This is a genomic window from Microbulbifer taiwanensis (assembly GCF_014904815.1).
GTDB classification, from domain to species: Bacteria; Pseudomonadota; Gammaproteobacteria; order Pseudomonadales; family Cellvibrionaceae; genus Microbulbifer; species Microbulbifer taiwanensis.
Map to the genome: position 1 here is coordinate 109,615 of NZ_JACZFR010000026.1, position 26,621 is coordinate 136,235.

Consider the following 26,621-nt stretch of genomic DNA (forward strand, 5'->3'; position numbering starts at 1 on the left):
GGGCAGCCTTCGACTGTGCAAATTAGTTCCAGAAAAGTTTGTCATCATTCCGCATTCAGAAAAACCTTGCCGTCCTTCATCACAAACCGGACCTTCTGCAACTCGGAAATATCCTCCAGCGGATCGCCGGCCACAGCGATAATGTCCGCCTTTTTGCCCTCGCTGATACTTCCCAGTTCGTCCTGAACCCTGAGCAGCCTCGCCGCATTCCAGGTGGCGCTGCGGATGGCATCCGCCGGGGTCATACCGCCCTGCACCATCAGCGCGAACTCGCGCGCATTATCGCCGTGGCGGCTGACGCCGCTGTCGGTGCCGAAGGCGATATTCACACCGCGCTTGTAGGCATTGGCAAAGGTCTGCTGGATCAAGGGACCGATGGTGGCCGCCTTGGAGCGCACCATTTCCGGGAAGAAACCGTCCAGTGCGGATTTCTGTGAAACCCACTCCCCGGCCAACAGGGTGGGCACATACCAGGTGTTGTTGCGGCGCATCAGTTCGATGGTCTCGCCATCCATGTAGGTACCGTGCTCAATGGAATCGACACCGGCGCGGATGGCGCGATCGATCCCCTCCTTGCCGTGGGCGTGCACCGCCACGGTAAAACCGTAGTCCCTGGCGGTGGCGACAATCGCCTCCAGTTCGTCCTGCATGAACTGCGGATTCTGGCCGCTCTTGGCCACACTCAGTACACCGCCGGTGGCGGTGATCTTGATCAGGTCGGCGCCATCCTTGTAGCGCTGCCGCACCGCTTCGCGGGCGCTGGCCGCGCCGTTCACAACCCCTTCCGCCGGACCCGGGCTGCCCATCAGGTCCTGGCGGTAACCATTGGTGGGATCGGCGTGACCGCCGGTGGTGGCGATGGACTTGCCGGCAGTAAAGACGCGCGGCCCCTCGATGGTGCCGGCATCGATCGCCTTGCGCAGGCTGACGGTGACATTGCCGCTGTCGCCCAGGTCGCGCACGGTGGTGAAACCTGCCCGCAGGGTGCGCCGCGCGGCATCGACGCCGCGCAGTGTGTAGTCCGCCGGGTTCCAGGTGAAAGTCTCCATATAGGTGCGCGGGCCGAACTCATAGACCAGGTGGGTGTGCATATCCATCAGACCCGGCAGCACCGTGTAATCGCGCAGGTCCACCAGCTTCTCGCGGTCGCGCTTGGCAAAGCCCTTCTGCACCGACGCTATGCGGCCGTCGACGATATGGATTGTGCGATTTTCCAGCATCTCACCGCTCTCGCTGTCGAACAGTTTGCCGGCGTATATCGCCGTGGCCTCAGCCAGTGCCTCGGAACAGCTGAGGCCCACAACAAGAGCCAGCAGCGCGGCGACGCGACTGAGTAAGTTGCCCCGTTTGGTATTTGTTGTCATTGTCCCACCCGTAAAATCCAACTTAGAGTCGTATGGTTTTTATTGAAGCTACACAATCTACCCCAAGCGCCCCCCCAACCCAAGGGAAGAGTCCCAAGGGGTGCGTCGCCAAGTGATGATTCGAGAGGATGCCCGATGAAGATCTACGAATTCGCCAGTGCCCCCAACTGCCGCCGGGTCCGCATGTACCTGGCCGAGAAAGGCATCGATATGGAATATGTACCGGTGGACCTGGCCAAGGGCGAAAACCTGAGCGAGGAGTACCGCAGCAAAGACGTCAATGCCAAGGTGCCGGTGCTGGAACTGGATGACGGCAGCTGTATCGCCGAGTCGGTGGCGATTCAGCGTTACTTCGAGGAGCTGCAGCCGCAACCGCCGCTGTTCGGCCGCGATGCGAAGGAAAAGGCGCTGGTGGAAATGTGGACCCGCCGCGCCGACTTTAACATGATGCTCGCCGTGGGCATGTGCTTCCAGCACACCTCCGGCTTCTTCGCCGACCGCATGGCAGTATTTCCGGACTTTGGCGAGGACGCCGGCAAGCGGGCACTGAAGTTCTTCGATGTCCTGGATCGGCACCTGGCGAACAACCAGTACCTGGTGGGGGATTATTTCTCGGTGGCGGATATCGGCATGTTGTGCAGCCTGGATTTCGGCAAGGTGGTGCAGCTGCGGCCGGATGCCGAGAAACATGCGAATCTGGTGCGCTGGCGGGATCAGTTGAATGAGAGACCCAGCGCCAAGGCCTGATTAAGTCGTCACCCCGGCGCAGACCGGGGTCCAGCGACCTCAGCAATGGATGCCGGCCTGCGCCGGCATGACGAGCGGATTAATCACCTGACGGCAACACTTCCACCGGTCCTATATCCAGCGCCTCGATTTCCTTCTGTATCTTGCCCAGGTCGCCGACAATCACCCAGGTAAACTGCTCCGGTGCCAGGAACTCCTGCGCCGAGGCCTCGACGCTGTCTTTGGTCAGGGCCGCCACCCGCTGCGGATATTCGGCGATATACGCCGGCGGCAGCCCCTTCTCGACCTGCCAGGTGATGCTGGACAACAACTGCCCCTTGGTTTGGAAGCGCCCGCTCTGCTTCAACACTTCGTCATCGCGGTAGTCCGCCAGCTCCTCCTCACGCACCGGCTTGTCGCCGAGATAACTGCGGTATTCTTTCAGCAGTTCCTCGATCGCCGGTGCCGTCTTGTCCGTCTGTACCGGCGCAAACAGGATATAGGGGCGCTGCCCCTCAGTATCCAGAGACACGGCACGGGCACCGTAGGACCAGTGCTTATCTTCGCGCAGATTCATATTCACCCGCGAGGTGAACTTGCCAGCGATAATATTGGCCATGGCGTCAAAGGCCTCGGCACCCTCTGGCTGCCAGGGGGGCATCACCAGGCCGGCCATGATGTAGCTCTGCTCCGCACCGGGACGGTCCAGCAGATAGACCCGCGCCCGCTGCGGCCGCTCCACTTGTGGCACCTGGACTTGCGCCAACTCGGACTTGGGCGCCTTCCAGCCTGCGAGCGCCTTGTTCAGCAGTGTCTTGATTTCCTCCTCGGTGACATCGCCGACCACGGTCAGCATGGCGTTGTCCGGCCGCACCCAGTTCTCGTGGAACTGCACCAGGTCATCGCGACTGATCGCCCCTATGCCCTCGACGGTGCCGGAACCGGTCAGCGGCGATCCGTAGGGATGTCCCTTGCCGTATAGCAGCGGCGGCAATTCGCGCAGGGCCAGCCCCTGGGGCTGGGCCTTTTCCTGAGCGATGGCGTCTATGCGATTGGATTTCACCCGCGCCAGATCTTTTTCCGGGAAGAGCGGCTGCAGCACCACCTTGGCAAACAGCTCCAGCGACGGTTCCAACTGGGTCTTCAGGGCACTGAAGGTAATGCTGTTGTAGTCCAGGCCGCTGCCGGCGCCGATACTCGCCCCCAGCTCCTCCTGGCGCGCGCTGAACTCCAGGCCGTCCAGCTCCCCCGCCCCCTCGCTCAGCATCTGCGCGGCCATGGAGGCCAGGCCCGGCTTGTCGCGGTCCGCGGCCGCACCACTGCGAAATTGCAGATTCATAAAGACCGCCGGCGTATCGTGGCGCTCGGCCAGCACCACAGGCAGGCCGTTGTCCAGGGTGAAGGCTTTCTGCTCAGGCAGCTCCAGCTCCACGGTCTTGTCCACCGCCGGCAACTTGCTGCGATCCACGCCCTTATCTGCCGAAGAGTATTTTTTCTTCGGTTTCACGATCAGCGTGTAACTGTTCGGCTTGAGCCAGCGGCTGGCCACATCCTGCACTTCCAGTGCGGAGACCTTGGCGTACTCCTCCAGGCCGCCAATCAGCGCCCCCGGATCGCCGTAATAGAACTCTGATCGGGCGAGGATATCGCTCTTGCCGCCGAAGCCGCCGGTTTTTTCCAGACCTTTCACCAGTCCGGCAAACTCGCTCTGCTTGATACGGCGCAACTCTTCCGTGCTCACACCGCCCTTGGCAAATTCGCGCAGTTCCGCATCCAGCAGCTTTTCCACTTTTTCCAGCGGCTGCCCGGGCTTCACATCTACCATAATGACCAGCTGTCCGGCCAGCTGGCGTCCGTAATAGAAGGCACTCACACCTGTGGCCACCTGCTCATCGCGGACCAGGCGTCGGTACAGAAGCGAGTTCTTGCGGTTTGCCAGCAACGAAGTCATCAGGTCGAGAGCATCCTCCTCCTCACTGCCAATGGCCGGTACATTCCATACCTTGTAGATGCGCGTCTGCGGCACCTGGTCGAAGATGATTTCGCGTTTGTTGACCTGCGCTGGCAACTCCCAATTCTTCAGGCGCGGCTGCACCTCTGTACTGGGAATATCACCGAAATACTGCCGCGCCTTGGCCATCGCCTCCTCGACGGAGATATCGCCGGCGATCACCAAGATTGCATTAGCCGGCTGGTAGTAATCCGCAAACCACTTTTTCACATCTTCCAGGCTGGCGTTGTCCAGGTCCTCCATGGAACCGATCGGCGTCCACGAATAGGGGTGGTATGGGGGGAAGGTGCTGATGGCGATGGTATCGAAGGCCTTACCGTAAGGGGCATTCTCCCCCTGGCGCTTCTCGTTCTTCACCACGCCACGCTGCTCGTCCAGAACTTCCTGGGTGATGGCGCCGCTGAAATGGCCCATACGGTCGGATTCCATCCACAGCGCCATATCCAGCGCCCCCTTGGGCACTGTTTCGAAATAATTGGTGCGGTCGTTGTTGGTGGTACCGTTCATATCCGTGGCACCGGAGCGCTGGAAAGGTTCGAAGTATTCGCCGGGATAGTTTTCCGAGCCGTTGAACATCAAGTGTTCGAACAGGTGCGCAAATCCGGTCTTGCCCGGCACCTCATCCTTGGAGCCCACCTTGTACCAGATATTGATCGACACCACCGGCGCCTTGTGGTCCCCGTGCACTATCACCGTGAGGCCGTTGTCCAGCACTTCTTTGTGAAAGGGAATCTCCAGCTTGGGCGCCGCCACATAGGCCTGCTTGTCCGCCGCCGCGGCGCGACTGCTGGCGGCGGCTTCCTTGTCTACAGACAGCGCACGATGACTCTCTTCGTCCGGCTGGCCGCAACTGGCGAGAAAAAATGTACTGAGAAACAGGCAGATTAGGACTTGGCGCAATTCCATGTTGTTATCCCTGATAAAGAACGGCTCACAAGAGGGGAAGTGTAGGCAACAAAATGGGGCTGGTGTCGGCTAATTCGCCGGAAACTCCAAATAATGCGGCAGGCTGCAGGCAAAAAAAATGGGCACCTAGGTGCCCAAGTAAATACATCACAGAGAGAAGCGATGATGCAAATCGCCAAAGGGGAAAGATTACCAGTAGGAGCCAGGCTCCTGCTCAAAAATCAAGCGGCTTCCGAGTCAGTTTTTTTTAGCGCTCCGTTTACAGCATCCTCGTGCCCGAAACGCTCTTCTGCAACGCGATCCGCCACGTGGGCAGTGGTCTCACCGCTCTCGTCGGCGCGCTGGAATACTTCCTTCATGGTGGTGCCGATAGTGTCGATATGCTCCTTCACCTGCGCCGGGTTGTAGTCGCCCTGCTGCTGGTAGTACACATCGATGATGCCGCCGGCATTGATCACATAGTCCGGTGCGTAGAGGATCCCCTTCTCGCGCAGTACCGCCGCGTGGCGCTCTTCCGCCAGCTGGTTGTTGGCGGCACCGGCGATGGCGCCCACTTTCAGGCGGGAGATGGTATCGTCATTCAGGATGGCGCCCATGGCACAGGGAGCAAACAGATCCACATCCAGGTCGAAAATCTCGTCAGCGCCAACGGCGGTCGCACCCAGCTCGTTGACGGCGCGGTCGATGTTGTCCTGGAAGATATCGGTCACGAACAGTTCGGCGCCCGCCTCCTTCAGCAGCCTGGCCAGGCGGAAGCCCACATTGCCCACGCCCTGAATGGAAACCTTGAGGCCGGCCAGGTCGGTCCTGCCCCAGCGGTGCTCGACCGCGGCTTTGAGCCCGACGAATACACCGTAGGCAGTAGACGGAGACGGGTCGCCACCGTGCTCGGATTCCTCGATCAGGCCGGAAACGAACTTGGTGCGCTCGCCGATGACATGCATATCCTCGACGCTGGTGCCGGAGTCCTCAGCGGTGATATAGCGGCCGCCCAGGGTGTTGATAAAGTCGCCCATGGCGCGCAGCAACTCGGGAGTCTTGTCCTTGCGCGGGTCGCCGATGATCACGGCCTTGCCGCCGCCCAGCTTCAGTCCGGCCATGGCAGATTTGTAGGTCATTCCGCGGGAAAGACGCAGCACGTCGTTCAGCGCCTCGCCGTCATCGGCGTAGGGCCACATACGGCAGCCGCCCAGTGAGGGTCCCAGATTGGTGTTGTGCACCGCAATAATCGCCTTCAGTCCGCTTTTGGCGTCCTGATAGAAAGCCACCTGTTCGTGCTTGTCGTAGGCGGGATGGGAAAAAATACTCATTTACTGTTCCTCTCCGGAGACCGGTTCTACAGCTGGGGAACAACCACAGCCCTTATCTGTTTTATCGGAAGGTAAGATTATATCCACCTCCGGCAGATAGGGTTTGCAATTTTTGCACAACCACACCCATTGCCAGCCAAACCATCACAAATTTTCAAATAATTTAGGATGACAGGTCACCCAGGAACGTCTGTGGAGGTACAGTCATCGATTCTGCACGCGACAATTTCCTCCCCGCACAGACCGGATCCCCTTTGCCGTCTGGATGGGAGGCATTCTAGGGTGCGCAGGTGCCGTTACACCGGGTCACATGCGTCTGGTAGAATCCGCGCCCACTATCGACCTCCAGACGACCCGTAGAGACATCTCGATGCTGAATGCCGACGCCCTCAATCAACTCAAACAACTGAAAACCGATATCCGCTCCAGCAAGGAGTTTGCCGAGGGCCGGGTGCGCGGCAGCAGCGGCAAGTTCGGATTTGTGGTACTGGACGACGGCCGCGAGGCCTTCCTGCCGCCGGCGGAGATGGAGCGCGTCTTCCCCGGCGACCGGGTGCGCATCAGTCTGAATGAGGAAGACAAGGGCAAGCTGTCCGCGGAGCTGGATGCGCTGCTGGAGAGCGAACTCAAGTTCCTGGTGGGCCAGTATGTGCAGCGCGGCCAGGGCCACTTTGTACAGCCGAGCCAGAACGGCCTGACCCGCTGGATCTTCCTGCCGCCCAAGGCCCGCGGCAAGGCGCAGCCGGGCGAATTCATCGCCTGCAGGATCAATCGCCACCCGTTTAAGGACGGCAAGGCCCAGGCCAGAGTCGAAACCGTGATCGGCAAACCGGATATGCCCGGCATAGAGCACGCCTTCGTGGTCGCCCAGCACCAGCTGCCGGAGCAGTTCAGCCAGGCGGCCCTGAAACAGGCGGAGGAGATCAAGGGCAAGCTGGAATCGGTCACCGCCGAACGCAAGGACCTGTCCGAGCTGGGCTTCGCCACCATCGACGCCCCCTCCACCCTGGATATGGACGACGCCCTCGCCGTCAGCACGCGCGACGGCGGCTGGACCCTGCATATCGCCGTCGCCGATCCATCCTGCCTTATAGCGGAGGGCAGCCCGCTGGACAGAGAGGCCGTCAAGCGCGCCCACAGCCAGTACCTGCCCGGCGAGACACTGCCAATGCTGCCCCGCGACCTGTGCGAGAACCTCTTCTCCCTGGTCGCCGGCGAGCTGCGCCCGGTGCTGGCAATTCATGTCGATATCGACAGCGACGGCAGTATCGGCGACAGCCGCTACGAGTTCGCCGTCATTCGCTCCCAACACAAGCTGAGTTACGAGCAGGTCTCAGCGTTTATTGAGGGCGACGAGACCGCTGTGCCGGAAGAGCAAAAGGAAAGCCTGCGCAACCTGGCTGCCCTCGGCGAAGCCCGGGCAAAATACCGCGCCGGCCACTCGCTGATCATGGAGGATCGCCCCGATTACGCCATCTATCTGGACGACAAACGCAAGATTGAGCGCATCGAAAAGCAGGAACGCAACGTCGCCCAGCGCATGGTGGAGGAAGCCATGCTCGCCGCCAATATCAGTATCGGCCGCGAACTGGCGGAAACGCAGCAGGGCTGCTTCTCGGTACACCTGGGCTTCCGCGACGAGCGCATGGGCGAAGTAAGGAGCCTGCTCAAGGAATCACTGCCAGAGCACGCCGAAAAGGACCTGCACCAGCTGGAAAACTACCTGGCGCTGGTCAAATACCTGGAGACCCACGACGAACCGCAGATGCAGAACCTGCTCGCAGTGCTGAAGCGCATGCTGCGCCCGGGCCAGTTGGCCAACAAACCCGGCGCCCACCTGGGCCTGGGCCTCGATGCCTACGCCACCGTCACCTCGCCGATCCGCAAATACAACGACCTGCACAACCACCGCGCACTGCGCGCCGCCGCCGAAAACCAGCAACCCAAGGTTCTCGACGACGAGCAGATTGAGGCCCTGCAGGACAGTCTGATCCGCGGCCGCCAGGCCAACCGCGCGCTGGAACAGTGGCTCTATGCCCAGTTTATGCAGGACAAGAAGGATCGGGAATTCGAAGGCAGGATCACCCTGGTCAACGGCGCCGGCCTGGGCGTGCGACTGGATGAAAACGGTATCGACGGCTTTGTGCGCCTGAACGGCAACAAGAAAAAGTTGCCTGAGTTCGATGGCAAGCACTTGCAGCTGACCTACAACGAGAAGACTTACCAGCTGGAACAGCAGGTGAAGGTCAAAGTCGCTGCAGTGGATGTGGACAAGCGCCGCATCGCGCTCGAACTGGTAGAAGCGGCCGAAGCCGAATAACCTTTAATTACCGGGAGCACTCCGCTCCCTGAGCCCCGGCCTTCGCTGGGGCGACGCCGGAACCTCAATCTCGTCGTTCCGGCGCAGGCCGGAACCCAGACAACCCCACAGCTTCCGGCCGGCACTGGGGCCGCGGCAAAACCGCGCTTCAGTCACGAGCCAATCTCAAAAAGAATCAACTCGAGGCCTCCGATGAGCAATATTGCCGAACTGAACCCCGCCCCCCTGTGGAAACACTTCGCCAGACTCTGCGAAATCCCCCGCCCGTCCAAACACGAAGAAAGGGTGGTGGCCTACATCGTCGACTTCTGCAATGAGCGCGGCCTCGACGTCAAGCTGGACAAGATCGGCAATGTCATCATCAAGAAACCGGCGACTGAAGGAATGGAGAATCGCAAGACCCTCGCCATGCAGAGCCACGTGGATATGGTGCCGCAGAAAAACGCCGACTCGGACCACGACTTCCTCAAGGATCCCATACGCCCGCAGATTGACGGCGAGTGGGTCGCCGCCACCGGCACCACTCTCGGCGCCGACAACGGTATAGGCGTGGCCGCGATACTGGCCCTGCTGGAGAGCACCGACATCCCCCACCCGGCCCTGGAAGCCCTGCTCACCATCGACGAGGAAGCCGGCATGACCGGCGCCAAGAACCTGCAGCCGGGCTACTTCGAGGCAGAACTGCTGCTGAACCTGGATACCGAGGACGAGGGCGAACTCTATATCGGCTGCGCCGGCGGCGTGGACGTGAATATACAGTTACTCTACTCCGCCGAGGCCGTACCGGCGAATCACAAGACCTTCAAGCTGAGCGTGCGCGGCTTAAGAGGCGGCCACTCCGGCCTGGATATCGACAAGGGCCGCGGCAACGCCAACAAGATCGCCAACCGCATTATCGACACCGCGAGCCGCGAGATCAGCGAACTGCGCATCGCCAGCCTCGACGGCGGTAGCCTGCGCAACGCCATACCGCGGGAATCCTTCAGCACCGTCACGGCACCGGCGGAAAACGCCGCACGCCTGATGGAAATCGCCCTGCAGGAAACCGCGCTGATCAAGGCGGAGCTGGACAACGAACCCAAGCTGGATATCACCCTGGAAGCCACCGAGACCCCAGCTAGTGTGATGGACAAAGATTCCCAACAGAAACTGATCCGCACCCTCCGCTGCTGCCCCAACGGCGTAGAGCGCATGAGCACCGCCCTGGAGGGCATCGCCGACACCTCCAACAACCTGGCCCGCGTGGTCAGCGAAGAAGTGGATGGCAAGAGCCAGGTGCGTATCCAGTGCCTGGTGCGCAGCCTGTCCGACTCAGCCCGCGACCAGCACGGCCTCAACGTCGCCGCCGCCTTCGAACTGGCCGGCGCCCAGACCTCACTGGACAACGCCTACCCCGGCTGGACCCCAAACCCCAAGTCACCGCTGCTGACACTGATGAAGGATGTGTACAAGGAGATGGAAGGCGAGGAACCGCAGGTAAAGGTTATCCACGCCGGACTGGAATGCGGCCTGCTGGCCAAGCCCTACCCCCACTGGGATATGGTCTCCTTCGGCCCGACTATCCGCCGCGCGCATTCGCCGGAGGAGCGGGTGCATATTGAGAGTGTGGGGAATTTCTGGAAGTACTTCCTGAAAGTGGTGACCGCCATTCCAGCCAACAACTGATCTCCCGACTACGCTGCCCCGAGCCAAACCAGCCCGGGGCTATTCCGCTCTCAGTCCCGGCAAAGATTTTCCAGCGCCAACTCCAAGCCCCGAGACCAGCCCCGAATACGGTCACACCCCAACCTGCCTTACGCGACTTTCCATTACATACGAATAGGGCGGGAAAATTTTTGCATTTTTTTACAAACTGAGAGAACAATAATATCGTTCCTTGGTCACAGTGGTGCCTATATCTGAACAAGGAAGATTCGATGAAAAAGCTGCTCGCTCTCTGTGCACTGTTCCCCCCCATGAGTATGGCTGACGTGGATTCCCAATTTGGCCTGGGTCTGGGCACCCAGTATGGCGGTCTGGCGGGGATAAAATATTCTGCAACAATGGATAACGACAAGATTTATCTTGGCGCTGGCCTCGCGAGCCCATCGAGCGACAGGAACATTGCGTATGGGATATCAATCGGCTGGGAGAAGGCCCTCACAGACAAGCACGCCCTTGGGCTCGCTGTAAGGACAAAAAAGCGAGAAGGCGGAGGGTATCGCAGCTACTGGGATTCCGATGCAACACCTCCAACTCATATTCACGCGAAAAAACGCTACGAAAGCTTTGTCGCAGCCACCTACACCTACTACTTCAATAATGCCTATGAAGCAGGCTTTCTGACAGGCCTCAGCGCGGGCAAGACATACATGAATACGAATGTGAAAAAGGAATTTGAGTCCGGTATGGAATACGGTTTGTATTTCGGGTATCAGTTCTGAACTCTAACAACAGACCCTGCCTGTCATATAGGCCCACTTTCACATGTCGGGCGGGGCAGTAACGAATGAGATACGACAAGGAAAAAGGGAAGAAAACGATGAGATTGATCTGGACGCTCCTCGCTGGACTTTCGCTCACCGCTTGCGGCACCTTCAACACCCTGACCAAATCGGATCACGAAATTGCAGCCAATCTGAAAAGGCAAAAATCGAACTGTGCATCTATCCCCAGAGTGTACAGCGGCGTTTCCTACAATGTGTGCAAGATGAACTCCAACAAAAACTCCATCTATTTCGATTGGCAACTGGGTTTTTATCTGTTTGACAGCGTAGCCTCAGCGGCAACTGATACTATCGCTCTGCCCTACACTGTTTATAGCCAGAACAAGAATGGTCAATTAATGGTCGCGGAACATTAAAGTGGATGAAATAATTGTTGCCCCACAGCGCCTCGCTACGGTGACTGCGCCAGGTAGATTAACCAAGATAGGAGGACTGTTTGTTTAGTCATGCAACGGTTGGGTGCAGTAACATCGACACGGCCATCGCCTTCTACGATGCAGTTTTAGTTCCGCTAGGCCTCAAGCAGCGCATTGTTACACCCGATGGAGGTCCCCCATCGGCTTGCTGGATTTATCCGGGAAGCGCCTTGCCAAGGTTCTATGTCTACATCCCGTTTGACGGCAAGCCCGCGAGCAACGGAAACGGCAGCATGGTTGCTTTTACTGCACCGTCTATTGAGGCCGTTAATGCCGCCTATGCGGCAGGAATTGCTGCCGGCGGCACCGATGACGGTCCACCCGGCCCTCGCGCCCATTATGGAGCAGGTTACTATGGCGCATACCTAAGGGACCCTGACGGGAACAAGATTCACGTTGTTTATCGCGGAGACTTACTCTAAGTGAGCGAACTGCATGGATTCACGTGGGTAGACCAGGCAGGTATAACAAGTAACCGCGATGTCAAGCTGCCAGCTCACCCCATACTCCCCCGCAGAAAATTCCGTCTCTTAGAATCACATTACAGAGTTATTAGATGATCCTGGCCATTGACGTAGATTACCGGGAGTCAGATGCCCTAGCTGCCGGTATTTCCTTCAATGATTGGCAAGATGAAATACACAGCCATATATATCGCGGCGTCATTTCTGAAATCGAAGACTATGAGTCCGGCAGCTTCTATCGAAGAGAGCTGCCGTGCATCCTTCACTTACTAAAGGAACACCACCTATCTCCCGAAATCATCGTTATCGACGGTTTCGTCCACCTGGGCGATGAGTCCAGGCCGGGGCTGGGTATGCACCTCTACAATGCGCTGGACAGAAAAGTTCCGGTCATAGGTGTAACAAAAAGTCCCTTCAAGAAAACCGCAGCGGATACAAAGCTGCTGCGCGGCGACAGTGCAAGGCCGCTGTATATAACCGCTGCGGGAATGGAGCTTGAGACTGCAAAGGCTTGCATACTGTCCATACACGGTAAACACAGGATTCCGACGCTGTTAAAGCAGGCAGACCGCGAGTGCAGGAGAAAATAACCCAGTGGCCCAAGCGGTAAATTCTGTAACCGATCTCTTCGCCACAGCCCCCAGCGCGGCGTTGAAATAGCTTGAACTAGCGCTGCTAGTCCTGCGCTGTTTCGCCTTGCTCTGGGGCCTGTGGCTGTGAGCTCTAGTTACCGAATTTACCGCTTGAACCACTAGCGCCCACCGCGAACCCCCACCACCTGTCTATCAGCATTCGCCCTGCGCGCTGCATCGGCGACCTCTATAGTCACAATCGTCTTGCCAATCGGCCACAGGGCAATACCGGCCAGTTTCAGGTGCTGAATGCCGAACGGAATCCCGATAATGGTGATAAAACAGCAGAGTGCGCTGCACAGGTGACCGAGTGCCAGCCACAGGCCGGCGAAGAGAAACCAGATAATATTGCCGATCATACCGAAGGGGCTGGTGCCTATATCCCCGCGGTTCGATAGCTCCTCGCGGTTGATCGCCTCGCGGCCGAAGGGCAGGAAGGTGAACTGGCCTATTACGAAGCAGGCCCTGGCCCAGGGCAGACCGACGATGGTTATCGCGGCCACCAGGCCGACCAGCCACCACATCAGACCCATAAAGACGCCGCCCAGGATAAACCACAGGAAATTGCCAATAGCGCGCATTTTCTTCTCTCCTTGTGTCCCCTGTGTGTCAGGGTAGTTGTCGCTATCAATCGGAAGCTGGGCGACATTCTTGCACAGAATTGGACCGCTGCGGCAATGAGAGGCAGCGCATATTTTCGCAATGCCCGTCCCTTTCTAGCGGCGACGCGACGGCGACTTCCGGTTCGCTTCCCTGGGTGTGGTGCAGACACAGTAAATTCCTGCCTCTGCAACTCGGCGCCGCTCACCGAGCGGCCTTTTGTGTTTGCGGCAGGCCAGAAGGCACAAACTTAGGGCCCCGCATGGGCGCTGCGCGAGACTGTTGGAGCCTGCCCTGCAGGCGATTGTGACGGGATCACTGGCAATGCGGTTTCGCCAGCAGGGCTGGCTCCCACAGGGTAGCTACTCTCAACATAGCGCCTCTCGGATCGGGCATTATTTTTCCGGCACCAACCCAATCACCCCTACCCGGCCATCCGCGCCGGCGCCGAGTATCAACTGCGCGCCTGCAGCAAGTGTGTAGAAACCCTCTCCCGGCAGTGGCTGCCAGCCAGCGCCGCCGTCAAAGGAGATATCGTTGGCGGTCTTGCCGCTGGCGATACAGGTGTTTTCGACACAGGCCATGGCTGTGAGCAGGCCGCGTCGACCGTTGTCGGCCACCACCCAGCCGTCGGCGCCGAGCATGGCCAGGTTGTTGTATGCACCGGGCCTGTCCCGATAGTCCCCGCCCATTGCGAACAGTTGATCACGTCGGTTCAGCGCCAGTGCATAGCCGCCGGATGTCTGGCTTTCACTGTGCAGCGGTACCCGGCTGCGCTGCCAGCTGTGGCCGTAATCCTCACTCGTGTAGACCGAGGCCTGGAATCCACCGGTGGTAAAGTATGCACTGCCGCCGGGGCCGGTAATCAGCGTATTGCCACTGGCGGCGAAGGCGGCCTCGTTGGGCACTAGCGGCGGCAGCTTGTCTTTGGCGATCCGATTCCAGCTGCGCCCACCGTCTTTCGTAACCACGACCACGTAATAGCCATCCACCGGATCTCCCAGCAGCAGGCCGCGATCCCGGTCCCAGAAGGCGATGGAGTCGAAGAAGCCGCTCTCGTCGGGGTTTTCAAACAGCAGCCGCCATGACCCGCCGCCGTCTTCGGTCAGGTAGAGACGCGACTGGGCGCCGCTGCCGACGCCCATCACCATGGCGGTCTGGTCGTCGAACAGTTCGATATCGCGGAAGTCTGTCGCCGGCTGCTGTTTTACGGAAACATCCTGCCAGCTCTTACCCCCGTCTGTGCTTTTGAAAACGGTGTTGTCAGTACCGCTGACCCAGAGACTGCTTGGGCCCACCGCACTGCCGCGCAGGGAGTCGGGCTTGTCCAACTGTGTCACCTGCCATTCGGGCATTGCCACAGCGCCGACGGCAAATGAAATAGAGACCAGAATAAGGAGTATGCGCATCACTGAGTCTTCCCCCCTTTTAATAGATTTTTATTGATTTTTTCGCACTGCATCATAACAGAAACAGACCCTGTCGCCGGCAATGGCCATCGATCACCATTTTCACGGCCCGCGACGAAGCAAAACCCGGAATCATTTCGACGGAAAAAATTGACGCAATCCTCGCAGTGAAAACAAATTGTAAATTTCATCGGATTGTAAAAAACCATTCATCATTTCAGGTCATTGTACGCGCGCCAGAACAAAGAGCAGTCGCATACAACATCGATCGGGCGCTGTGCCCTTCCAAAGTCCGAAGACTGCCAAATGACCTGACAATACGAGACAACCGGGGACACTCCGATGAAAACTGCAAAAAAACACCTGGCTTCGGCCATCTCCCTCGCTACCGCCATGGCGGCCACCCCCTGGTAGCACAGGAAAACATTGACAAGAACGACGGGAAACTCGAAGAAGTGATTGTTCTCGGCAGCGGCGAGACCTTCAACAGCAATGCCGTGTCCGAGCCGATGCGCAGGCAGCAGTCCACCATCACCAGTGTCAATGCGCTGATCGACAACCTGCCGGGCGTTTCGGTGAACGAGGGGGATACCTACGGCTTCGACGACTGGTCCACCAATATTTCTGTGCGCGGCTTTACCACCAGCCTCGACGAGCAGCAGATAGGCACCGCCATCGACGGCATTCCCAACGGCGGCTCCGGCTACGGCGGCGGCTCCAAGGCCAACCGCTTTGTCGATCCGGCCAATATCGGCGGTATCGAGGTATCCCAGGGCACTGCGGATATCGCCTCCCGCTCTCACGAGGCGCTGGGCGGCACCATCGACTACAGGACCGACGACCCGCTGGACAGCAGCCGCACCCGCGTCGAGGTCTCCCTGGGTGAGTTCGATGCACAGCGCCTCTACCTCCGCTATGACACTGGCACCTTTGCCGAAAACACCAAGGCCTGGATCTCCTACTCCAACCAGCAGGCCACCGACTGGATCACCGAAACCGCCGAGAACGAGCGCGAACACGTCGCCGCAAAACTGGTGGCGACCTACCCGGCTGGCACCATCAAGGGCTATGTGTCCTACGACGATATCCACGAGGACAACTACCAACGCATCTTTTCTGAAGCCCAGTTCGCGCAGTTCCCGGATACCGACTTCCTGACCGGCGAATGGACCGGTATCCCCTACATCGATCAGCTCTACCGCCAGGGCTGGTCCACCCTGCGGGAAAACCTGCTGGCCTACGCCCAGTTCGATTTCGATATCACCGACACCTTGAACGTGCAGGGCGGCTACTACTTCCACACCAACGAGGGCCGCGGCGACTGGGTGCCGCCCTACCTGGTGGACGTGACCGACGACGGCGAAAACGGCCAGTCCGAATTCCTCGGCGGCAGCACCGCCAGGACCGGCCGCAGCAGTGGCCTTATCTACTTCGTGGACGCGGACGGCAATGCGCTGACGCCGGCCAAAGGCTGCGAGTCCCAGATAGTCACCATCTACGGCCCGGCCGATTCCCAATACGATCCCAGCTGTTATGCGGCCGGTGCCATTCCGGTGATGTCCTACCGCCACACTCACTATGAAAAAGAACGTGCGGGTTTCACCTTCGACTTTACCCACGATAGCACCATCGCCGGCCTGGACAATGAACTGCGCGGCGGCTTCTGGTATGAGGATGCCACCCGCGACGAGCACCGCGACTGGCACAAGATCACCGATGCAACCCGGGGCCACGGTTTCGATTCCACGCCTTACTGGGTACAGTACGACCGCAGCTACCCGCAGGTGACCAACAAGTGGTACCTGCAGGACTCGCTCACCATCGACAGCCTCACCCTGAGCCTGGGCGCAAAGCAGTTCCTGGTGGATGTGGAGCGCGATGACCTGTTCCACGAGACCCCGGATGCAGACGTCAACTCCGATTCCGACATACTCCTCTCTGCCGGCCTGGTGTGGGAGACGCCGATGGCGGGCACCGAGGTGTTTGCCGGCTACGCAGAGAACTTCAAGGCCATCGGCGACGATATCCTCGAGCGCCCGCAATCGGACCTGGACGCGATAGAACCGGAAACCTCCGAGAGCATCGAGCTGGGCCTGCGCTATGCCGGCGATGCGCTGTCGGCCACGGCCACCTATTTCCAGAACGATTTCAAAAACCGCATCATCTTCCTGGACAATAATACCGTCGCCGGGCCCAGCTACCTGATCGGTACCAACGGTTCCTACTTCAACGCTGGCGGTATCGAGTCCGACGGACTGGAACTGCTGCTCGATTACAACATCAATGAGTCGCTCAACCTTTACGCCTCTTATACCATGATCGACGCCGGCTATCTCGGCACCGGCGATGCGGCGGTGGACGAGGCCCTGGATCTGGTGCCCGGCAACGACGTGATCGGCATCGCCGACCAGCTGGCCGTCGTCGGCCTGGATTGGACATCGGAACGCTTCTACGGCGGCCTCTCCGCCAAGTTCACCGGCGACCGCAGCGTGAACCTGGCCAACACCTGGACGGCGGAATCCTACGTGGTGGCCGATGCCTACCTGGGAGTCAATCTCTCCAGTGCCAGTGACTACCTGAGCAACGTCAACCTGAACCTGGTGGTGAACAACCTGTTCGACGAGGAATACCTGGGCACCGTAGTCGCCGGCGGCGCCTGGATAGGTGCACCGCGCACCACCTCGCTTTCCGCCACTGTCGATTTCTGATTCACTCAATGCAATCGATACAACAAAGGCGGGTGGGATATTCCCCACCCGCCTTTTTCCGCATTGACGAACGAGAATCGTCGAAACTCTCGCCCTTCAACCATTCTACGGCGACCTGGCCAGCCCCCGGTCAAACACGACACTCCAGGCAGGCCCGAATACAAACCACAAAAAGGCCAGCCCCTGCAGAAATCCATTCCACTCAAGGAGTGCGGCGCTATTGTCCGGCGAACTGGCCAGCAGGACCATCAGGCGCAGCAATATAAAAGTGATACCACAGGCCGCCAGCGCCCTTGCCCACAGCTTCAGCTCATACACCAGATTACCCCAGCCGTCGGGCGGAGTCTTGAGCGGCTCGGGTCCGCCGGCAAACCGGTGGGCAAAGCGCGCATCCGCCCAGTTGATGGCCCGCCGCCCAAAGGCCAGCGAAAAGCCGATATAGGCCGCCGCCAGTCCGTGGAAGAAGGTCGCCTCGGCGCCGTTGCGCAGATCCACGACAGTGGTTACCAGGAGAAGCAGGTCGATCACCGGCGTACTGAACAGAAGATAGAGGCCGACTTTCTGCCATTTGAACAGATAGCGCGCAATCAATCCCAACAGGAGAACAGCCCAGAAGGCGATCTCACATCCGAGGATAAGCACTAACAAAATATTTTCTGTCATTTGTTCACTGCCGAAAGGGATGGATTCTTTCGTCAAGAATACCGCACCGGCGGTCGATTTACTGTTCGGGTCCGAATATGGCCAGTCGGCGACGGGGTGCGGGCGTATCGTCAACCGCGTGAAACACGATCCCCCAAACATGGACTTTTTACTATGAACAGTTACGAACAGATCAGGTCTCTGCACACTTCCGGCGAGTTACTCCTGCTCCCCAACGCCTGGGATGTGCCCAGCGCCCTCGCCTTTGAGAAGGCCGGCTTTGATTTTATCGGCACTACCAGCTGGGGCATCGCGGCCCTTCTGGGATACAGGGATGGGGAGCATATCCCGTTCGATCAGATGTTCACCGTGGTTGAGCGGATACTGAAATCCTGTAGCGCCATGGTGACGGTGGATATGGAATCGGGTTACGCGGAGGATACGAATACGATAATTGCCAATATCGGCAGGGTCGTCGATGCCGGTGCTGTCGGCATCAATTTTGAGGACTCGGTAAAAAATGCGAGCGGCCAGCTCCGCGCCATGGAGCATCAGGCCGGTACCATTTGCTCGATCAAGAACACCATTGCAACGGAGGCAGGTCCGCTCTTTATCAATGCGAGAACCGACACATTTATCGTCAACAAGGATCCGGAGCGCGCCCTGCGGGAGACCATAGAGCGGGCGCAGGTCTATGCGGAAGCCGGTGCCGACTGCCTGTTTGTGCCCTTCCTCAGCGACGAGACGCTGATCGGAGAGCTGATCGATAATTGCGTCCTGCCCGTCAATATACTGGCACTGCCGGGGGCGGCAGATAAAAGGAAACTGCAGGAACTGGGAGTCAGCCGGCTGAGTCTGGGCAACGGCGTATACGATGTCGCGGCCAGGCGGCACGAGCAGCTCGCAGGTCAGCTCAGAGATGCCGGCTCGCTCGGGCTGCTATTTGGAACCGATCCGATAGAATAGGCCGCACACTGTAGCGACGCCGTGGGGAGCCCATGCCCAGTAAACGCAAGTCCATCAAAGCCATACTCTTCGATCACGACGGCACCCTGGTGGATTCCGAGCCAGGGCATTACCAGTTATGGAGACAGGTACTTTCCGGCTACGGCGTCGACCTCAGCGAACGGCAGTATGCCGAGCACTACGCCGGCGTGCCGACCCGCGCGAATGCGCTGGATATGATTGCGCGCTTTTCCATCGACGGCACGGCGGAAGCCCTCATGCGGCAGAAGACACAGGCAATGGGCGCATTCCTGGCCAGGAATGCCTTTCCACCGATGCCCGGCGCGCTGCAGATAGTGCGACGCTTTTACGCCCTCGGCCTGCGACTCGCCATAGTGACCGGCTCGGAGAGCGAAGTGGCCAAGGCCACCACCCGCACCTATGCCCTCGAGCCGATGTTCACAACCCTGGTGGCCGGCGACCAGGTAGAGCGCAACAAGCCGCACCCGGACGGCTACCTGCTGGCGATGCGGCGCCTCGGCGTCACTGCGCAGGAGTGCATCGCGATAGAGGATACGGAGCATGGCCTGGCTGCCGCCGCCGCGGCGGGGATCACCTGCGTCGCGGTGCCCAACGCCATGTCGAGGCACCACGACTTCTCCCGCGCGACCGCTACCTGTGAGGGACTGGCCGAAGTCGAGCGCTGGATCGAGATAAACTATCTCAGCCAACGCTGAACCCTGAATTGCGCAGAACTTCAACTCCACCAGCCGGGAGACGACAATGACACCGGGAATCGCTGTCGCCAAGCGAGCCAAAATCGCGCACAGAATACACGAGTATTCTCACGATTCTTCCAGTGAATCCTATGGACTGGAGGCCGTGGAAAAGCTGGGCGCTGAGAAAACCAGGGTGTTCAAGACGCTGGTGGTGTGCCTCGACGGCAAAGAGCTCGCCGTCGGCGTTGTGCCGGTATCTTCGATGCTGAGCATGAAGCTGGTGGCCAGGGCCGGCGGCGCCAAGAAGGCGACCATGGCCGACAAGCCGGATGTGGAGAGGTCCACAGGTTACCTGCTGGGCGGGGTCAGCCCACTGGGACAGAAGAAGCGCCTGAGGACCTTCATCGACACCTCGGCTAAAAACCATACAACCATTTTTGTCAGCGCCGGACGCCGGGGCCTGGAGATCGAACTCGGCCCGGAAGACCTGCAGCGACTCACAAGCGGCTCCTTTGCCGAAATTTGCCAAGCTGACCCTGGCCGAGCCCCACCGGTTTCCGCATAATTGCCGGCCGCTCACGAACAAACGAACAAGTGGCCCGATGTAATGTGGTTTAAGAATCTGCGCGTCTACCGCCTCACCAAGGAATTCGCCCTCAGCGCCGAAAAATTGAACGAACTTCTGGAACCGCAGGCCTTTGTGCCCTGCGGTAGCCAGGATGCAGCCCGCTACGGCTGGGTGCCGCCGCTGGGGCGCCACGGCAGCCAGCTGGTGCACGCGGCCAACGGCTACTTTATGGTCTGCGCCAAGAAGCAGGAAAAGGTGATCCCGGCCGCGGTGGTCAATGAGAAGGTGGAGGAACTGGCCCAGGCCATCTCCGAGAAGGAGGCCCGCCAGGTGGGCCGCAAGGAGCGCCAGAACCTGAAAGACGAAGTGCTGCTGGAAATGCGCCCCAAGGCCTTCGCCCGCTCGCGCCTGCAGTACGCCTATATCGCGCCGAAAGACGGCTGGGTGGTGGTGGACGCCTCCTCGGCATCGGCCGCGGAGGAACTGCTGGAAAACCTGCGCGAGGCGATCAGCAGCCTGGCGGTGGTGCCGCTGGCGGCCAAGAACCTGCCCCAGCAGACCATGACCCACTGGCTGCACGCCCCCGAAGCGCCGACCCAATTCGAGTTCGGCCACGAGTGCGAGCTGCGCGATCCCAAAGACAGCGGCAGCGTGATTCGCTGCAAGAACCAGGACCTGTGCGCGGAAGAAATCCACAACCACCTTGTAGCCGGCCTGCAGGTGCACAAGCTGGGATTGACCTGGCGCGGCGGTGTCGAGTTTCTCGTCGACGACCAGCTGTCCCTGAAGCGGGTCAAGTTCGGCGACGAGCTGATCGAGAAGGCAGACAGCGCCGACGCTGAGAATGCGGCCCAGCGCTTCGATGCGGATTTTGCGGTGATGACCCTGGAGATCTCCGCACTGCTCAAGGACCTGCTGGCGGCCTTCGGCGGCGCCAATACCGAGTCCGCCAGTGTCGAGGAAATCGTGGCCAAGGCCTCCCGCGCCGAGGCGGAACAGGTGGCCGCCGAAGTGGAGGAAGTGGTTTTCTGATTCCCCCGGACAGTGCCGCCTTCCGGAAAGAAAATTGTCGATATGCGCCGCCTCAGTTCGACCCAATCGGGTAGTGACCTGAAAGGAGAATAGCCATGTCCCCACCCAAAATAGTTTCCAGAGCCGAGTGGGAGGCCGCCCGCGAGCAGTTGCTGGTAAAGGAAAAGGCGGCCACCCGAGAGCGGGATCAGTTGGCCGCCGAACGGCGCCGGCTGCCGGTGGTTGCGGTCGAGAGGGCGTACACCTTCGAAGGCCCCACCGGTCGCGCTGGCCTTTTGGACCTGTTCGACGGGCGCCGCCAGTTGATCGTCTACCACCATATGCTCAAGCACGCCGACAAAAATCCCTGCTCCGGCTGCTGCATGTTTGTCGACAATATCGGCCACCTGGCGCACCTGCACGCCCGCGACACCTCGTTGGTACTGGTATCCCGCGCCCCGATCGATGAGATCGAAACTTTTCGGCGCCGCATGGGCTGGGAGATCCCCTGGTATTCCACACTCGACGGCTTCAATCCCGACTTCGGCGTCGACGGCAGCTTTGGGCTGAACATCTTCCTGCGCGACGGCGAGCGGATATTCCACAGCTACTACACCAGCGGTCGCGGCGTCGAGGCCCTGGGCAGCAACTGGTCTTTCCTGGATCTTACCCCGCTGGGCCGACAGGAACAGTGGGAGAATTCGCCGGAGGGCTGGCCGCAGGAACCGCCCTACCAGTGGTGGCGCCTGCACGACGAATACGGCGGCTCAGGTTGAGCCGCCGTTTGGCATTTGGGATCATCTGGCCGTGGCCGCTGTCTCAATGCTGCCACCGTCAATGACACCAAGCCAGGCCGCCCCGTACCCATGACTATCGCCGCCCGATTCCTGCTGCTTCTACTGCTTATCTCCCTCGGCGCCTGCGGCGGCGGTGGCGGCGGTTCTTCTTCCGCCCAGAACAGCGACAGTGGTGGCAGTAACGGCGGCGGTGATACTGGTAACGGCGGCGACGGGTCGGGTGACAACGGAGCCAGCGGCCACCGAGTAGCCGGCAGCGTGCACACAGAGCGCTTCAGCGACACCGACTCCGACAGCAACGACCCCGGCGCACCCAGCACCCCCAACAACAGCCCCGACCAGGCCCAGGCCTTGGGTAACCCGGTGGTGCTGGGCGGATTCGCCAGCGCCGAAGGCAGCGGCGAGGCCGGCCACCGCTTCCAGTCCCAGGGCGATGACAACGACTGGTTCCGCCTGCCGCTATCCGGGGGACAGAGCATCCGCCTGACCATCCACGAGCACCAGTTGGCGGACGCCCTGAGCACCGACCTGGACCTCTACCTCTACGATCCCACCGATACCGGCAATCCGGTCGCATCCAGCACCGGCATCACCAGCGGCGAATCCATCCAGGTCCCGGAGAGCGGCGACTATCTGCTACGGGTGCACGCCAAGGCCGGGATCAGCGGCTACACACTGCAGATCGACAGTAGCGATGACCGTGGCGGCCTCCTCTCCTCCCCGTCCATTGGCAACGACTTCGCCCCCGGGGAACTGATCGTCCGATGGAAGCGCTCGACCGGCGGCGGCCAGGTGCGTGCCCTGGCCGGGGCCGAAGGTGAAAGGCCGCGCCGCTACCGACTGGCAGACGCCTCCGCCGAGCCGCCGCGCCTCCCGCCGCTACAGCGCACCCACCCCCGCGCCGGCCCCCGCGCGCTGCGCAAGCTGCGCACACTGATGGAACTGAAGGCGCTGCAGGCGGATGCAGCGGTCGAATACGCGGAACCCAACTACCGTTACCGGGCACTGCGCGCCCCCAGCGATCCCCTCTACCTGCGCCAGTGGCACTACCGCAATATCCACCTGCCCGAAGCCTGGGATATCACCACCGGCAGCGGCGACGCCATAGTGGCGGTGCTGGATACCGGTATCTTCAGCGGCCACCCGGATTTCGAAAACAAGCTGGTGGATGGCTATGACTTTATCAGTGATGCGGAGAGCGCCCGTGACGGCGACGGCATAGACAGCGACCCGGAGGACGAGGGTGACCTGGCCCTGCAGAACCGCAGTTCCTGGCACGGCACCCATGTGGCCGGCACCGCCGGCGCCCTCACCGACAACGGCGCCGGTGTCAGTGGTGTCGGCTGGCAGACCCGCATCATGCCACTGCGCGTGCTGGGGGTTTCCGGCGGCAACAGCTACGACACGGCCCAGGCGGTGCGCTACGCAGCCGGGCTGGAAAACGACTCGGGTACTGTGCCCGCGCGTAGAGCCGACGTGATCAATATGAGCTTCGGCGGCTCCGGCCTGTCGCAGACACTGCAGGACGCCATCAGCGACGCCCGCGCCACCGGCGTTTTACTGGTGGCGGCAGCGGGCAACGACAACGGTGACACACCCATCTATCCGGCGGCGATGAAAGGGGTCATCGCCGTCAGCGCCACCGATTTCAACGACGACAGGGCGCCCTACTCCAACTTCGGCGACTGGGTCGACCTGGCCGCGCCCGGCGGCGATATGACCGCCGACGCGGACGGTGACGGCTTCAGCGACGGCGTGCTCAGCACTCACGTCGAAGAGAGCGTGGCAAACACCGCTGGCTACGCCAGGCTGCAGGGCACCTCAATGGCCAGCCCCCACGCCGCCGGCGTCTTTGCACTGATGAAAGCCGCCAATCCGGACCTGACACCGGATGACCTGGACGCACTGCTGATCGACGGCCAACTGACCCGCGACCTGGGCGAGAGCGGGCGCGACCCCGTCTACGGCCACGGCCTGCTGGACGCCTACAAGGCGGTACAGGCGGCCGGCCAGGAAGTGACAGAGCCGGTGATCAGCGCCGATCCGGAGGTGCTGAATTTCGCCGGAGTGCATACGGAATTGCAGGTGGAGATCCGCAACCTGGGCGCCGACGGCGCTTCGGTATCCGGCAGCCCTCTACCGGGTGCCGACTGGATCACCGGCGTGCAGACTACTGACGATGTGGATGCCAGCGGCTTCGGCACCTACCGCGTCAGCGTAAACCGCAGCGACCTGTCCGACGGTATCTACAACAGCGAAGTGGTATTCCCCATGAGCGGCACCGACGATTACCGGCTGCCGGTCAATATGGAAGTGGGCAGCAGCAGCAGCGGCCACTACGCGGGGCACCTGTATATCCTGCTGGTGAAACCGGTCGGGGACGGCGAGTACGAAACCCTGCAGCAGCTGAGCCTGTCCACCGACAACGGCGAGTATCCGTTCGAGTTCACCGGCATAGAACCCGGTGATTACGTCGTCGCCGCCGGCTCGGACCTCAATGCCAATGGCACCATCTGCGATCCGGGGGAGGCCTGCGCCTTCTACCCCGCCAGTGGCGGCGACAGCTTCACACTGGATGGCGACCGGCAGGGCCTCAGCCTAGTGGCCAGCTACTTCAGCAGTGCAGAGGCATCCGCCAGCAGCAGTGGCACAGAACGCGCGCGGCCGGGGAGTTTCAAGATTCTGCGCGACTGAGCGGCGACGCCCGATCCTGAACCAAGCATGTAGGTAGGAGAGAGTATTGTGCCCCCTGACCTACATTCACATCATTCGGGAAATCAGATTTCCACCACCGGCCGCCCCGGCTCACTCCACTGCACGTGGTACTTCTGCTGCTCCGGGCGGTCCACCCGCGAGAAGGTATGGGCACCGAAGAAGTCGCGCTGGCCCTGCAGCAGGTTGGCCGGCAGGGATTCCATGCGGAAGGCGTCGTAGTAGCTGAGCGCCGAGGACAGCGCCGGAACCGGAATACCGTTCAGGGTGGCGTCAGCCACCGCGCGGCGCCAGTTGCCCTGGTGCTCGGCAATCTGCTGTACAAAGAAATCGTCCAGCAGCAGGTTGGAGAGTTTTACATCGCGCTCGTAGGCGTCGCTGATGGACTGCAGGAATACGGCGCGGATAATGCAGCCGGCGCGCCAGATACGCGCTATCTCGGCAAAGTTCAGCTGCCAGCCCTGCTCCCGCGCAGCCAGTTTCATCAGGTCGAAGCCCTGGGCGTAGACGCAGATCTTGGCGCAGTAGAGGGCGTCGTGCAGCTGCGCAATGGCCTCGGCGCGCCTGGCCGGGGCTATGGCTTCCACAGTCGGCCCCTGCAACTTCTTCGCCGCGCGCGAGCGCAGCACCTTGCGTGTGGACAACGAGCGGGCGAATACTGCCTCGGCAATACTCGGCGCCGGGCAACCCACTTCGAGGCTGCTGACCGCGGTCCAGAGACCGGTGCCCTTCTGGCCGGCCCTATCGAGAATCACGTCCACCAGCGGTTGCTCGGTATCCGCATCCACCGTGGCCAGCACCTCGGCGCTGATACTGATCAGGTAGCTGTTCAGCGGTCCCTGGTTCCACTCGCGGAAGACCGCGGCGATATCCGCCGGCGACATTGCCAGCGCGCTGCGCATCACGTGGTATGCCTCGCAGATCATCTGCATATCGGCGTACTCGATGCCGTTGTGCACCATCTTCACATAGTGGCCGGAACCTATGGGGCCAATATAGGCCGCGCAGGGCTCGCCCTCTTTCACCGGGTTGCCGGGCTCGAAGCGCTCGATCGGCTGGCCGCTGGCCGGATCCACCTTGGCGGCGATGGCGTGCCACACCGGCTCGATACGACTCCAGGCGTAGGGATCGCCACTGGGCATCAGCGATGGCCCGAAGCGCGCGCCCACTTCGCCACCGGAAACCGCGGTGGTAAAGAAAATCAGCTTGCCCTCGTAGCGCCTGCAGCGCTCCACCGAATCGGTCCACAGGCTGTTGCCGGTATCGACGACGATGTCGTCGGCTTTCAGGCCAGCATCCAGCAACTTGTTGCACACATCGTCCACCGGCGCACCGGCGGGTACGGAGAGAATAATCAGGTGCGGCGCCTTCACCTTGGCCAGCAGCTCGGTGTAGGAGTTGCAGCCCTGCACCCGCGGCGGCCGATCGCCGCGTTCTTTTGCATCCTGTTCCAGCAGCGCGTTGAGGCGGTTCTGATCCAGGTCGTAGGCGCAGACTTTGTAGCCGTTATCGGCCAGGTTCAGGATCAGGTTCTTGCCCATCACCCCGGCGCCGATAAAGCCGATATCACAGAGTGCGTCGGACTGTAATTCAGACATGGATCTCTCCGGAAAAACATGGTGCTGCTGTCAGGGGGCGCGGAGTATAGCAACAGGGGCCCGGAGGCGGGAGGACAAATATTGACCAGCTGGAATGACGGGGAAACGGGGGGATGCAGCAAAGCTCTGCGCTCAGAGCAATATCCCGACAAAGAGGATCCGCGCACTATTTAGTGTTGAAAATCGATATCATCCCGAGTTTTTGCCCCACCACTGCCAATTGCGAGAATAGTTCGCTATGCTCGGTCAGAACGGACCGGTCACGGCCAAATTCACC

The 26,621-nt window shown here is 60.5% G+C and carries 21 protein-coding genes; 14 read left to right on the forward strand and 7 right to left on the reverse strand.

From position 1 onward, the window contains the following. Nucleotides 1–44 precede the first annotated feature (44 nt). Complete coding sequence (locus tag IG627_RS09985; RefSeq protein WP_193192208.1) at nt 45–1,364, reverse strand: metal-dependent hydrolase family protein; 1,320 nt, start codon at nt 1,362–1,364, stop codon at nt 45–47. A gap of 135 nt (nt 1,365–1,499) precedes the next feature. On the opposite strand from IG627_RS09985, the gene IG627_RS09990 reads away from it, so the two are divergent. Continuing rightward, nucleotides 1,500–2,111 (forward strand): glutathione S-transferase family protein, encoded by a 612-nt coding sequence (locus IG627_RS09990; protein WP_193192209.1) that lies wholly within the window; start codon nt 1,500–1,502, stop codon nt 2,109–2,111. Nucleotides 2,112–2,190: 79 nt separating this feature from the next. Here IG627_RS09990 and IG627_RS09995 read toward each other — a convergent pair whose 3' ends face one another. Both IG627_RS09995 and IG627_RS10000 read right to left on the reverse strand, forming a co-directional pair. Then, nucleotides 2,191–5,007 carry a M16 family metallopeptidase gene (locus tag IG627_RS09995; protein ID WP_193192210.1) on the reverse strand — a complete coding sequence of 939 codons (2,817 nt, stop codon included), beginning with the start codon at nt 5,005–5,007 and terminating at the stop codon, nt 2,191–2,193. Nucleotides 5,008–5,228: 221 nt separating this feature from the next. Continuing rightward, nucleotides 5,229–6,317, reverse strand: coding sequence for a Glu/Leu/Phe/Val dehydrogenase (locus tag IG627_RS10000; RefSeq protein WP_193192211.1), 1,089 nt, complete (start codon nt 6,315–6,317; stop codon nt 5,229–5,231). A gap of 310 nt (nt 6,318–6,627) precedes the next feature. On the opposite strand from IG627_RS10000, the gene IG627_RS10005 reads away from it, so the two are divergent. From IG627_RS10005 to IG627_RS10030, 6 genes are all read left to right on the forward strand, one after another. Then, nucleotides 6,628–8,637, forward strand: coding sequence for a VacB/RNase II family 3'-5' exoribonuclease (locus IG627_RS10005; RefSeq protein ID WP_226864915.1), 2,010 nt, complete (start codon nt 6,628–6,630; stop codon nt 8,635–8,637). A 192-nt stretch (nt 8,638–8,829) separates the two neighbouring features. Continuing rightward, on the forward strand, nt 8,830–10,302 hold the full coding sequence (locus IG627_RS10010; protein ID WP_193192212.1) for an aminoacyl-histidine dipeptidase: 1,473 nt from the start codon (nt 8,830–8,832) through the stop codon (nt 10,300–10,302). Between the two features lie 251 nt (nt 10,303–10,553). Continuing rightward, nucleotides 10,554–11,060 carry a hypothetical protein gene (locus tag IG627_RS10015; protein ID WP_193192213.1) on the forward strand — a complete coding sequence of 169 codons (507 nt, stop codon included), beginning with the start codon at nt 10,554–10,556 and terminating at the stop codon, nt 11,058–11,060. A gap of 65 nt (nt 11,061–11,125) precedes the next feature. Next, nucleotides 11,126–11,479, forward strand: a complete 354-nt coding sequence (locus tag IG627_RS10020; protein ID WP_193192214.1) for a YceK/YidQ family lipoprotein — start codon at nt 11,126–11,128, stop codon at nt 11,477–11,479. 80 nt (nt 11,480–11,559) lie between these two features. After that, nucleotides 11,560–11,961, forward strand: coding sequence for a VOC family protein (locus IG627_RS10025; RefSeq protein ID WP_193192215.1), 402 nt, complete (start codon nt 11,560–11,562; stop codon nt 11,959–11,961). Nucleotides 11,962–12,095: 134 nt separating this feature from the next. Next, nucleotides 12,096–12,593: an endonuclease V gene (locus IG627_RS10030; protein WP_193192216.1), complete on the forward strand. Its 498-nt coding sequence runs from the start codon at nt 12,096–12,098 to the stop codon at nt 12,591–12,593. A gap of 161 nt (nt 12,594–12,754) precedes the next feature. Here the strand turns inward: IG627_RS10030 and IG627_RS10035 are convergent, their stop codons facing one another. Together IG627_RS10035 and IG627_RS10040 are read right to left on the reverse strand one after the other, a co-directional pair. Next, on the reverse strand, nt 12,755–13,216 hold the full coding sequence (locus IG627_RS10035; RefSeq protein ID WP_193192217.1) for a YccF domain-containing protein: 462 nt from the start codon (nt 13,214–13,216) through the stop codon (nt 12,755–12,757). Between the two features lie 414 nt (nt 13,217–13,630). After that, nucleotides 13,631–14,644, reverse strand: coding sequence for a WD40/YVTN/BNR-like repeat-containing protein (locus tag IG627_RS10040; RefSeq protein ID WP_193192218.1), 1,014 nt, complete (start codon nt 14,642–14,644; stop codon nt 13,631–13,633). Between the two features lie 455 nt (nt 14,645–15,099). Here IG627_RS10040 and IG627_RS10045 point away from each other — a divergent pair, with 455 nt between their 5' ends. After that, nucleotides 15,100–17,352: a TonB-dependent receptor domain-containing protein gene (locus IG627_RS10045; RefSeq protein ID WP_319024541.1), complete on the forward strand. Its 2,253-nt coding sequence runs from the start codon at nt 15,100–15,102 to the stop codon at nt 17,350–17,352. A 105-nt stretch (nt 17,353–17,457) separates the two neighbouring features. Here IG627_RS10045 and IG627_RS10050 read toward each other — a convergent pair whose 3' ends face one another. Then, nucleotides 17,458–18,129 carry a hypothetical protein gene (locus IG627_RS10050; RefSeq protein WP_193192219.1) on the reverse strand — a complete coding sequence of 224 codons (672 nt, stop codon included), beginning with the start codon at nt 18,127–18,129 and terminating at the stop codon, nt 17,458–17,460. 39 nt (nt 18,130–18,168) lie between these two features. Here IG627_RS10050 and IG627_RS10055 point away from each other — a divergent pair, with 39 nt between their 5' ends. The 6 genes from IG627_RS10055 (at nt 18,169) to IG627_RS10080 (ending at nt 24,728) form a co-directional block, all read left to right on the forward strand. Continuing rightward, nucleotides 18,169–18,960: an isocitrate lyase/PEP mutase family protein gene (locus IG627_RS10055; RefSeq protein ID WP_193192220.1), complete on the forward strand. Its 792-nt coding sequence runs from the start codon at nt 18,169–18,171 to the stop codon at nt 18,958–18,960. Nucleotides 18,961–18,992: 32 nt separating this feature from the next. Beyond that, complete coding sequence (locus IG627_RS10060) at nt 18,993–19,676, forward strand: HAD family hydrolase (protein ID WP_193192221.1); 684 nt, start codon at nt 18,993–18,995, stop codon at nt 19,674–19,676. A gap of 46 nt (nt 19,677–19,722) precedes the next feature. Then, a complete protein-coding gene (gene ybaK / locus IG627_RS10065) occupies nt 19,723–20,223 on the forward strand; it encodes a Cys-tRNA(Pro) deacylase (protein WP_193192222.1) in 501 nt (166 codons plus the stop codon). A gap of 42 nt (nt 20,224–20,265) precedes the next feature. Further along, on the forward strand, nt 20,266–21,258 hold the full coding sequence (gene rdgC, locus IG627_RS10070; RefSeq protein WP_193192223.1) for a recombination-associated protein RdgC: 993 nt from the start codon (nt 20,266–20,268) through the stop codon (nt 21,256–21,258). Between the two features lie 95 nt (nt 21,259–21,353). Beyond that, complete coding sequence (locus IG627_RS10075) at nt 21,354–22,013, forward strand: DUF899 domain-containing protein (protein ID WP_193192224.1); 660 nt, start codon at nt 21,354–21,356, stop codon at nt 22,011–22,013. A 90-nt stretch (nt 22,014–22,103) separates the two neighbouring features. Further along, on the forward strand, nt 22,104–24,728 hold the full coding sequence (locus tag IG627_RS10080; protein WP_193192225.1) for a S8 family serine peptidase: 2,625 nt from the start codon (nt 22,104–22,106) through the stop codon (nt 24,726–24,728). Between the two features lie 83 nt (nt 24,729–24,811). On the opposite strand, the gene gndA is transcribed toward IG627_RS10080, so the two are convergent. Next, nucleotides 24,812–26,344, reverse strand: a complete 1,533-nt coding sequence (gndA, locus tag IG627_RS10085) for an NADP-dependent phosphogluconate dehydrogenase (RefSeq protein WP_193192226.1) — start codon at nt 26,342–26,344, stop codon at nt 24,812–24,814. Nucleotides 26,345–26,621 lie beyond the last annotated feature (277 nt).

Coding starts and splice junctions, on each gene's coding strand:
- IG627_RS09985 (WP_193192208.1), bottom strand. CDS start 1,364: ATGACAACAAATACCAAACGGGGCAACTTACTCAGTCGCGTCGCCGCG.
- IG627_RS09990 (WP_193192209.1), top strand. CDS start 1,500: ATGAAGATCTACGAATTCGCCAGTGCCCCCAACTGCCGCCGGGTCCGC.
- IG627_RS09995 (WP_193192210.1), bottom strand. CDS start 5,007: ATGGAATTGCGCCAAGTCCTAATCTGCCTGTTTCTCAGTACATTTTTT.
- IG627_RS10000 (WP_193192211.1), bottom strand. CDS start 6,317: ATGAGTATTTTTTCCCATCCCGCCTACGACAAGCACGAACAGGTGGCT.
- IG627_RS10005 (WP_226864915.1), top strand. CDS start 6,628: ATGCGTCTGGTAGAATCCGCGCCCACTATCGACCTCCAGACGACCCGT.
- IG627_RS10010 (WP_193192212.1), top strand. CDS start 8,830: ATGAGCAATATTGCCGAACTGAACCCCGCCCCCCTGTGGAAACACTTC.
- IG627_RS10015 (WP_193192213.1), top strand. CDS start 10,554: ATGAAAAAGCTGCTCGCTCTCTGTGCACTGTTCCCCCCCATGAGTATG.
- IG627_RS10020 (WP_193192214.1), top strand. CDS start 11,126: ATGAGATACGACAAGGAAAAAGGGAAGAAAACGATGAGATTGATCTGG.
- IG627_RS10030 (WP_193192216.1), top strand. CDS start 12,096: ATGATCCTGGCCATTGACGTAGATTACCGGGAGTCAGATGCCCTAGCT.
- IG627_RS10035 (WP_193192217.1), bottom strand. CDS start 13,216: ATGCGCGCTATTGGCAATTTCCTGTGGTTTATCCTGGGCGGCGTCTTT.
- IG627_RS10040 (WP_193192218.1), bottom strand. CDS start 14,644: ATGCGCATACTCCTTATTCTGGTCTCTATTTCATTTGCCGTCGGCGCT.
- IG627_RS10055 (WP_193192220.1), top strand. CDS start 18,169: ATGAACAGTTACGAACAGATCAGGTCTCTGCACACTTCCGGCGAGTTA.
- IG627_RS10060 (WP_193192221.1), top strand. CDS start 18,993: ATGCCCAGTAAACGCAAGTCCATCAAAGCCATACTCTTCGATCACGAC.
- ybaK (WP_193192222.1), top strand. CDS start 19,723: ATGACACCGGGAATCGCTGTCGCCAAGCGAGCCAAAATCGCGCACAGA.
- rdgC (WP_193192223.1), top strand. CDS start 20,266: ATGTGGTTTAAGAATCTGCGCGTCTACCGCCTCACCAAGGAATTCGCC.
- IG627_RS10075 (WP_193192224.1), top strand. CDS start 21,354: ATGTCCCCACCCAAAATAGTTTCCAGAGCCGAGTGGGAGGCCGCCCGC.
- IG627_RS10080 (WP_193192225.1), top strand. CDS start 22,104: ATGACTATCGCCGCCCGATTCCTGCTGCTTCTACTGCTTATCTCCCTC.
- gndA (WP_193192226.1), bottom strand. CDS start 26,344: ATGTCTGAATTACAGTCCGACGCACTCTGTGATATCGGCTTTATCGGC.